Below are 8,696 nucleotides of genomic sequence, written 5' to 3' on the forward strand. Positions count from 1 at the left end.
CGCCTTGGCCTCGGCCACCATCGCCGCCGCGGCAGCCTGCTCCGGCGACAGCTGCGCCGCCTTCTGGTCACGCTTGCGTGGACTCACAAGGTCCGATGTCATCACTCACAGTGCCCATCCCGCCGGATCTCAGCCCGGCGTGTCGGGCCAGAAACACCGATCTTGGAACAGTCCCGCCGCCGGACCAATTGACGTGCACACATTCTTTTGACCCCTGAACACATTTGGGTTGATTTTCTCCGTCAATGGAGCGTGGATATGGCAGTGCCGAATTTCCGGCGCGGTCATATCCAGTCCTTCAGGAAGAGAACAACAATGGCATGGTTAGAAAAACGCCAAGGCGGGTTCCGTGTCCGCTACCGGCTCAATGACGGAACCATCTTCACGGAGACTGGGTTCGCCACCCAGGAGTAAGCGGACAACCGCGCGAACGATGTGGAGTCCGACCAGCGGCGGCGCCGGTTCACCGACCCCCGCCTGGCGCAAACCACGATCGACGAGTGGATCCGCGCGTGGTGCGATGCCCACCACGCCGCGGAAGTTACATTGGCTACCTACGACTCGCACATCCGTAACCACATCTTGCCACGATGGTCTGGGACGGCTCTCGGCGATATCGCACGGATCGAGGTGAAGGGGTGGGTGAACAAGAAACTCCGCCCGAACCTGGCCGACAAAACCGTCCAGGACATTCTCGTGTTGTTCTCCATGATCCTGGGCGAAGCCGTGGACGAGGGTCTGATTGGCGCGAACCCGTGCCGGAAACTGCGCATCAGCTTCGAGGACCGTCCCGAACGGCCCCACGCCAGCAGCGACGAAGTCGACGCACTCGCGGGAAGGATGACGCCCGATGCCGGGCTCATGACCATCACCGACGCCTACACCGGCATGCGCTGGGGCGAGCTGGCCGGGCTGCAGTGGATCCGCACCTACCTCGACGAAGACCCACGCATCGAGATCGACCCCAACTTCGGCGCCCTGCACGAGGTCCGGGGACGGCTCGAACTCGGACCACCGAAGACCCCCGCCAGCGTCCGCACCATCCACCTGCCGCCCTTCCTGGCCGGCCTGCTGCGGGACCACCGGGAGCGCAACCCCGACACGCGGTTCGTCTTCACCGGCGCCAACGGCGGCCTCCACCGCCGGTCCAACTTCCGCCGCCGCATCTGGCTACCCGCCTTGGCCGGCGACAAGGACCGCGGCTGGGCGCCACTCAATCAGGGGATGCACTTCCATGACCTACGTCACACATACGAGACGTGGTTGATCGAAGACGGGGTCCCGCGCATCCTCCGGCTGGTACGCCTGGGACACAAGCGCAAGGACACCGACGACCTCTACTCCCACGTGACTGACGTCATGGTCGAGTCGATGCTGGCCGCTCTGCAGCGACGCTGGGAGCTGGACGGCGGATGGACCTGGGACGAACACGCAGGTCAGGAGGCGGATGCGGCGTGACCTCTTCGGATTCGCGGAAGTGGTCAGGACGCCCTGCTCCCCATCTGCTCCCCGCAAACGCCGACAGCCTGCCGACGATGGTCGTCGACAGGCCGTCTGAACAGCTAAAATAACCAGTGGGCGATACTGGGATCGAACCAGTGACCTCTTCGGTGTGAACGAAGCGCTCTCCCCCTGAGCTAATCGCCCGGTGTGCCGAAATCCTAGCGGATCCCGGCCGGCCCGCGTGCACCTACCCCAGCCGTCGTGTCACGCGGTCCCGCGCCGCCGTCGCCTCGGCCAGCAGGCGGGCCACGATCTCCGCCGCCGGGCCCTCCGGCGCGACCGAGTACGTCTGCCCGCCCCACAGGCTCACGCCCTCCGGGTCGCCAGCGGCGTGCGCGGCCGCCCGCACCGGCTTGGTCAGGTGGTGCACCTGCGGGTACGCCGACGGCGCGTACGGCGAGTGCTCGGTCAGGAACCGGTTCACCAGGCCCCGCGCCGGACGGCCGCTGAAGGCCCGCGTGATCGCCGTGACCCGTCCGCCCTCGGCCAGCGCCTTGCGGTGCGCGAGCTGCGTCCCGGCCTCGTCGGCGCGCAGGAAGGCGGTGCCCAGCTGCGCCGCGTCGGCCCCGGCGGCCAGCACGGCGGCCACGTCCGCACCGTGCACGATCCCGCCAGCCGCGATCAGCGGCAGGTCCACCGCGGTCCCGACCAGCCGCAGCAGCGCGAGCAGCCCGTAGACCTCTCCCCCGGCCGGGTGCTCCGGGGCGTCGACGAACAAGCCGCGGTGCGCGCCCGCCTCGAACCCCTGCACGCACAGCGCGTCCGCGCCGATCTCGGCCGCCCGCACGGCCTCCTCGGGGGTGGTGACCGTCACGATCACCCGCGAGCCGGCCTCGTGCAGCCGTGCCACGTCCTCAGTGGACGGCAGCCCGAACGTGAACGACACGAACGGGATTCCCCGCGCCACCACGAGATCGACCTTCGCCGGGTAGTCGTCGTCCTCCCAGCGCGGGTCGCCGGGCTCGACCTCGTAGTGCCGCGCCTCCTCCGCGATCCGCCGGACGTAGGGCGACAACTCCACATCGGACTCCCGCCCCGGCACGAACAGGTTGACCCCGAACGGCCGGTCCGTCAGCTCCCGCGTCTTGGTGATCCGCTCGCCGAGCGCGTCCGCGGTCAGGTATCCGGCGGCGAGGAAGCCCGAACCGCCCGCCTCGGCGACCGCGGCGACGAGTTCGGGTGTGGTGGGGCCGCCGGCCATCGGCGCCACGAGGACGGGGACACGCAGCTCTTCGAACATGCCCCCACTCTAGGTTTCCCGGCGGCGCGCGTACGCCTCGAGACCGTCCAGCAGGCGCTGCACCCCGAACTCGAGATCGGGCAGCACGCTGGTGTCCGCACCCGGCTCCGGGTCGAACGTGCCGTCCGCGACGGTGGACGCCAGCGTGGGGAACCGGACCGGGTCCACGAACCTCCGCAGCGCCGCCGCGAAGTCGGCGTCGGCCTCCTGCGTCGTTACGCCCGCCTCCCGCTGCGCCTCGCTCATGTCGAGCCCGAGGCGCGCCAGCTCGCGCACGGCGCCGTCCAGGAAGGTCATCGCGGCGATCATCTCGCCCCCGGTGAGCCCGAGTCCCGACATCGCCCGCAGTCCGGCCTCCAGCCAGGCGAGCTGCCGTGGCCCGGAAGGCGGCCCGTGCAACGGGATCCGCAGTATCCACGGGTGCCGCTCCAGCAACGCCCACACCGCGCGGACCCACGCCACGACGTCGGCGCGCCAGTCCTGGCCCGCGGGCACCGGCGGTGCGTCCTCGGCGGCGTAGTCCATCATCAGCTCGACCAGCTGGTCCTTGCCGGACACGTACCGGTACAGCGACATCGTCGTCTTGCCCACGGCCGCGGCGACGCGCTGCATCGACACGGCGTCGATGCCCTCCTTGTCGGCGAGGTCGATCGCCGCACGCACGATCTTGTCCACGCTCAGCGCGGGCTTGGGGCCCCGCGCGGGCCGTTCGCCGCCGCCCCACAGCAGTTCGAGCGTCCGCCCGTGGTCTGACGTCATCGCCGTCCTCTCGTCCTTGACGACCATCCTAGAACTGTGTATCACTTACACCAATAAGTGTGCGAGATACACAATTACTGGGAGGGTGTCGTGATCGAGGTCAGCGGCCTGCGGAAGGCCTTCGGGGGAAGAGAGGTGCTCGGCGGTGTCGACCTCGCCGTCGAGCGGGGCAGCGTGGTCGCCCTGCTGGGACCCAACGGCGCGGGCAAGAGCACCACGGTGCGGATCCTGACCACGCTGCTCGCCCCGGACGCCGGGACGGTCCGCGTCGGCGGGTTCGACGTCGTGCGGCAGGCGCGCGAGGTGCGACGGCTGATCGGCGTGACCGGGCAGCAGACCGCGGTGGACCGCATGCTGACCGGCTACGAGAACCTGGTCATGATGGGCCGCCTGTTCCGGCTCGGCACCGCGGCCGCCCGCCGCCGCGCCGACGAGCTGCTGGCCCGGTTCGACCTGACCGGCGCCGCGGGACGGCCGGTCAAGACCTACTCCGGCGGTATGGAACGGCGGCTGGACCTGGCGATCAGCATGATCACCGCACCGCCAGTGCTCTTCCTCGACGAACCCACCACCGGTCTCGACCCGCGCAGCCGGGCCGGCGTGTGGGACACCGTGCGGGACCTGCTGGCCGGCGGGGTGACGGTCCTGCTCACCACGCAGTACCTGGAGGAGGCCGACGAGCTGGCCGGGCGCGTCGCGGTGATCGACGGCGGCCGCGTCGTCGCCGAGGGCACGCCGGCCTCGCTCAAGCAGCGCATCGGCAGCGAGCGGCTGGACCTCACGTTCGCCACCCGGGAGGCCCTCGAGGTCGCCCGGCTCGCGCTCGGCGGCACGCCCGCCGGGGAGGGCCTCGCGCTCAGCGTGCCGGTCGACGGCGCCCGGGACGTGCGCGAGGTCCTGGACCGCCTGCACCAGGCGGAGGCGGAGATCGCCGACCTCGCCCTGACCCGCCCGACCCTCGACGACGTCTTCCTGTCCCTCACCGGCGAGCCCGCGATCGGAGCCCTGCGATGACCGCCCTGTACTGGACCGCGAACAACTCTTCCGTCCTCATCGGACGGTCCATCCGGCACATCTTCCGCAACCCCGACCAGGCGATGACGGCGATCTTCCTGCCGGTCGCGATCATGCTGATGTTCCGGTACGTGTTCGGCGGCGCGATCGACGTCGGCGGCACCGCCTACATCGACTACGTGCTCGCCGGGATCATCGCCATCAGCGTCACCTTCAACTCCACCTCCACGACCGTCGGTGTGGCCGACGACCTGGAACGCGGCGTGGTGGAGCGGTTCCGCACGATGCCGATGTCCAGCACGGCCGTGCTGACCGGGCACGTCGTGGGGGCGCTCGCGCGGAACGTGGTCTCGCTCGCGATCATGATCGGCGTCGGCCTGCTGATCGGGTTCTCCCCGGCGGCCGGCGTCGGTGGCTGGCTGGCCGCGCTGGGCATCCTGCTGGTGTTCACGCTGGCGGTCTCGTGGGTCGCGGCGATCCTCGGCCTGCTCGCGGGCAGCGTGGAAAGCGCCGCCGGGCTCGGCATGGTCTTGGTGTTCGTGCCGTACCTGAGCAGCGCGTTCGTGCCGCCGAGCACGATGCCGGGCGGGCTGCGCGCGTTCGTGGAGAACCAGCCGGTCACGCCGGTGGTGGACAGCGTCCGGAACCTGCTGCTGGGCGCCCCGGTCGGCGACTCGGCGTGGCTGGCACTGGTGTGGTGGGGCGGGATCACGCTGGTCGCGGTGCCGGTCGCCGGTGCGCTGTTCCGGCGGCGCGCCCGGCGCTAGCTTGCTCCCATGACGAACTTCGACGCCGTCCGCTCGCTCGCCGCCCAGGAAACCGGCCTGGCCACCGTCGCGGTCGCGCGGGCGGACGGCACGGTGCACGCTTCGGTGGTCAACGCCGGCGTCCTCGACGATCCGGTGTCCGGCCGCCCGGCGGTCGCGTTCGTGGCGCAGGGCGGGGCGAAGAAGCTGGAGCTGCTGCGCGCCCGCGGCAACGCGACCATCGTGTTCCGGCGCGGCTGGACGTGGGCGGCGGTGCAGGGCCCGGTCCGGCTGATCGGCCCGGACCACCCGGACCCCGGCTTCGACCCGGCGGGCCTGCCCCGGCTGCTGCGCGACATCTTCACCGCGGCCGGCGGCACCCACGACGACTGGGACACCTACGACCGCGTGATGGCGCAGGAGCGCCGGTGCGCGGTCTTCGTCGAGGCGGCCCGGATCACCGGCACCGCGTGATTTCTCGTCCACGTGACACGTGCGTTAACGGCATTCACTCACCGGCGCGACATCCGGTTTCGAGAGCAAGGCCCGCCGCTGGACCAAGCGCGGTGTCGCGCTCGGCCTGCTCACCGCGCCGACGCTGGCCCTGCTGGGCGGGCAGGCTTCGGCCGCCGAGCTGACCCCGGTCGCCGAGTACCTGGACGCGACGATCGCGAGCACCTCGGCGTCGCTCGTCGAGGCGCTGGCGGTGCTGCTGGGCGTGTCCTGACGCGAGAACCACGACGGCCCGCGCTCCCGGGAACGGGATCGCGGGCCGTCGGCGTCGTCCGGCGCTACTTCTTCTTGCCCTTGTCGCCGGAAGGCTCGTCGGTGGACAGCGCGGCGACGAAGGCCTCCTGCGGAACCTCGACCCGGCCGATGTTCTTCATCCGCTTCTTGCCTTCCTTCTGCTTCTCCAGCAGCTTGCGCTTCCGCGAGATGTCACCGCCGTAGCACTTGGACAGCACGTCCTTGCGGATCGCGCGGATCGTCTCGCGCGCGATGATCCGCGACCCCACCGCGGCCTGGATCGGCACCTCGAACTGCTGCCGCGGGATCAGCTCGCGCAGCCGGCCCGCCATCTTGTTGCCGTAGCCGTAGGCGGCGTCCTTGTGCACGATCGCGGAGAACGCGTCGACCGGCTCGCCCTGCAGCAGGATGTCGACCTTCACCAGGTCGGCGACCTGCGTGCCGGCCTCCTCGTAGTCCAGCGACGCGTACCCGCGGGTGCGGGACTTCAGCGAGTCGAAGAAGTCGAAGATGATCTCGGCGAGCGGCAGGTTGTAGCGCAGCTCGACGCGGTCCTCCGACAGGTAGTCCATGCCGAGCAGGTTGCCGCGCTTGCTCTGGCACAGCTCCATGATCGCGCCGATGAACTCCGACGGGGCGATCACGGTGACCTTCGACAGCGGCTCGTGCACCTCGGCGATCTTCACGCCGGTGGGCCAGTCGGACGGGTTGGTCACCATCACCTCGGTGCCGTCGTCCTGCACCACGCGGTACTCCACGTTGGGCGCGGTGGCGATCAGGTCCAGGCCGAACTCGCGCTCCAGGCGGTCGCGGGTGATCTCCAGGTGCAGCAGGCCGAGGAAGCCGCACCGGAACCCGAAGCCGAGCGCGACCGAGGTCTCCGGCTCATACGTCAGGGCCGCGTCGTTGAGCTGCAGCTTCTCCAGTGCCTCGCGCAGCTCCGGGTAGTCCGAGCCGTCGACCGGGTAGAGGCCGGAGAACACCATCGGCTTGGGGTCGCGGTAGCCGGCCAGCGGCTCGGTGGCGCCCTTGCGCTCCGAGGTGACGGTGTCCCCGACCCGGGACTGGCGGACGTCCTTCACGCCGGTGATCAGGTAGCCCACCTCGCCGACGCCGAGGCCCGCGCTCGGCTTCGGCTCGGGCGAGATGATGCCGACCTCGAGCAGCTCGTGGGTGGCGCCGGTGGACATCATCCGGATCCGCTCGCGCGGGGTGATCTTGCCGTCCACGACGCGGATGTAGGTGACGACGCCGCGGTAGGTGTCGTAGACCGAGTCGAAGATCATCGCGCGGGCGGGGGCGTCCGCCTGTCCCACCGGCGGCGGCACCTGGCGGACGACCTCGTCCAGCAGGTCGGACACGCCCATGCCGGTCTTCGCCGAGACGCGCAGCACCTCGGACGGGTCGCAGCCGATGATGTGCGCCAGCTCGGCGGCGTACTTGTCGGGGTCGGCCGCGGGGAGGTCGATCTTGTTCAGGACCGGGATGATGTGCAGGTCCTTCTCCAGCGCCAGGTACAGGTTGGCCAGGGTCTGGGCCTCGATGCCCTGGGCCGCGTCGACCAGCAGGATCGCGCCCTCGCACGCCTCCAGTGCCCGGGAGACCTCGTAGGTGAAGTCCACGTGGCCGGGGGTGTCGATGAGGTGCAGGACGTGGTCGCGGCCCTCGACCTGCCAGGGCAGGCGGACGTTCTGGGCCTTGATCGTGATGCCGCGCTCGCGTTCGATGTCCATCCGGTCGAGGTACTGCGCGCGCATGGCCCGCTCCTCGACCACGCCGGTGAGCTGCAGCATCCGGTCGGCCAGGGTGGACTTGCCGTGGTCGATGTGCGCGATGATGCAGAAGTTCCGGATCTGCTCCGGCGGCGTGAAGGTCTGGTCGGCGAACGTGCTCACTCGGGTCCTCGGCTCGTCGTGGGGTACGACTCCATGTTCCCATGCCCGATTTCCGGGTCATCCCCGATGCCGGTGAGCGGTGGCGAGTGCTGACCTGGAGGTATGAGCACAACCTTCGAGCAGATCCTCGACCGGGCCTTCGGTCACCCCCGTGGCGTGCTGGGCCGCATCGGCGGAACGGTGATGGCCCACGCCAACGGCGCGACGGAATCGCACGTGGTCGACGTGGCGAGGCTCACCCCGGACGAGACGGTGCTGGTGGTCGGGCCCGGTCCCGGCGTCGGGCTGCGGCTGGCCGGCCGGATCGCCGCCGTCGCGCACGGGGTCGATCCGTCGCCGGAGATGCTGGCGCTGGCCCAGGCCCGCTGCGCGGCGGAGATCGCGGCCGGCCGCGTCCGGTTGACACGTGGTTCGGCGGAGCGGACGGGCCTGGCCGCGGCCTCCGTGGACGTCGCGATGAGCGTCAACAACGTCGACCTGTGGGACGACCGGCGCGCGGGGTTGCGGGAGTTGCTGCGGGTGTTGCGCCCGGGCGGCCGGCTGATCCTGTCCGCGCACGAGAAGTCGCTGACGGTGCCGCGGCACGCGCTGGCGGCGGAACTGGTGGACGCGGGGTTCACCGACCTGCAGACGTGGGTGTGGCAACCCCCGGGCGTCACGGCCCCGCTGGCGGCCCAGTTCCGCGCCCGGCGCCCGGACTGACCGGCTTCGCGGGTACACGGCGCCGCCGCTCCCGCCCCGGGCCGCGACGGATTCGCGCCTCGCGCGCAGCCGCCGTCCCGCCGGACCGGC

At 70.6% G+C, this 8,696-nt stretch carries 8 protein-coding genes, 1 tRNA gene and 1 pseudogene; 6 read left to right on the forward strand and 4 right to left on the reverse strand.

What is annotated here, in order from left to right; translation table 11 throughout:
- Positions 1-435 precede the first annotated feature (435 nt).
- Both D0D28_RS37765 and D0D28_RS34470 read left to right on the forward strand, forming a co-directional pair.
- Positions 436-642: pseudogene (locus D0D28_RS37765) on the forward strand (tyrosine-type recombinase/integrase); the annotation flags it as partial.
- Positions 643-1,458, forward strand: coding sequence for a tyrosine-type recombinase/integrase (locus tag D0D28_RS34470; RefSeq protein ID WP_162831274.1), 816 nt, complete (start codon positions 643-645; stop codon positions 1,456-1,458).
- Positions 1,459-1,575: 117 nt separating this feature from the next.
- On the opposite strand, the gene D0D28_RS34475 is transcribed toward D0D28_RS34470, so the two are convergent.
- The 3 genes from D0D28_RS34475 to D0D28_RS34485 form a co-directional block, all read right to left on the reverse strand.
- Positions 1,576-1,647 (reverse strand) — tRNA-Val (locus tag D0D28_RS34475).
- A gap of 43 nt (positions 1,648-1,690) precedes the next feature.
- Positions 1,691-2,743, reverse strand: a complete 1,053-nt coding sequence (locus D0D28_RS34480) for a nitronate monooxygenase (RefSeq protein ID WP_116115373.1) — start codon at positions 2,741-2,743, stop codon at positions 1,691-1,693.
- A gap of 9 nt (positions 2,744-2,752) precedes the next feature.
- On the reverse strand, positions 2,753-3,529 hold the full coding sequence (locus tag D0D28_RS34485) for a TetR/AcrR family transcriptional regulator (RefSeq protein ID WP_116115375.1): 777 nt from the start codon (positions 3,527-3,529) through the stop codon (positions 2,753-2,755).
- Between the two features lie 63 nt (positions 3,530-3,592).
- Here D0D28_RS34485 and D0D28_RS34490 point away from each other — a divergent pair, with 63 nt between their 5' ends.
- Genes D0D28_RS34490 through D0D28_RS34500 form a run of 3 tightly spaced genes read left to right on the forward strand, consistent with a single transcriptional unit; the run spans position 3,593 to position 5,736 of the window.
- Entirely contained in the window at positions 3,593-4,516 is a 924-nt protein-coding gene (locus D0D28_RS34490) for an ATP-binding cassette domain-containing protein (RefSeq protein ID WP_094007708.1), read from the forward strand.
- Positions 4,513-5,283 carry an ABC transporter permease gene (locus D0D28_RS34495; RefSeq protein WP_094007709.1) on the forward strand — a complete coding sequence of 257 codons (771 nt, stop codon included), beginning with the start codon at positions 4,513-4,515 and terminating at the stop codon, positions 5,281-5,283. The genes D0D28_RS34490 and D0D28_RS34495 overlap by 4 nt, the downstream gene beginning before the upstream one ends.
- 9 nt (positions 5,284-5,292) lie before the next feature.
- Positions 5,293-5,736, forward strand: a complete 444-nt coding sequence (locus tag D0D28_RS34500) for a pyridoxamine 5'-phosphate oxidase family protein (RefSeq protein WP_116115377.1) — start codon at positions 5,293-5,295, stop codon at positions 5,734-5,736.
- A gap of 317 nt (positions 5,737-6,053) precedes the next feature.
- Here the strand turns inward: D0D28_RS34500 and lepA are convergent, their stop codons facing one another.
- On the reverse strand, positions 6,054-7,904 hold the full coding sequence (gene lepA / locus D0D28_RS34505; RefSeq protein WP_094007711.1) for a translation elongation factor 4: 1,851 nt from the start codon (positions 7,902-7,904) through the stop codon (positions 6,054-6,056).
- Positions 7,905-8,006: 102 nt separating this feature from the next.
- Between lepA and D0D28_RS34510 the strand changes: the two genes are divergently transcribed.
- Positions 8,007-8,606, forward strand: coding sequence for a class I SAM-dependent methyltransferase (locus tag D0D28_RS34510; RefSeq protein WP_116115379.1), 600 nt, complete (start codon positions 8,007-8,009; stop codon positions 8,604-8,606).
- The last annotated feature ends 90 nt before the right edge of the window (positions 8,607-8,696 follow it).

It is taken from the genome of Amycolatopsis ruanii (assembly GCF_003385175.1).
GTDB lineage: Bacteria > Actinomycetota > Actinomycetes > Mycobacteriales > Pseudonocardiaceae > Amycolatopsis_E > Amycolatopsis_E thermalba.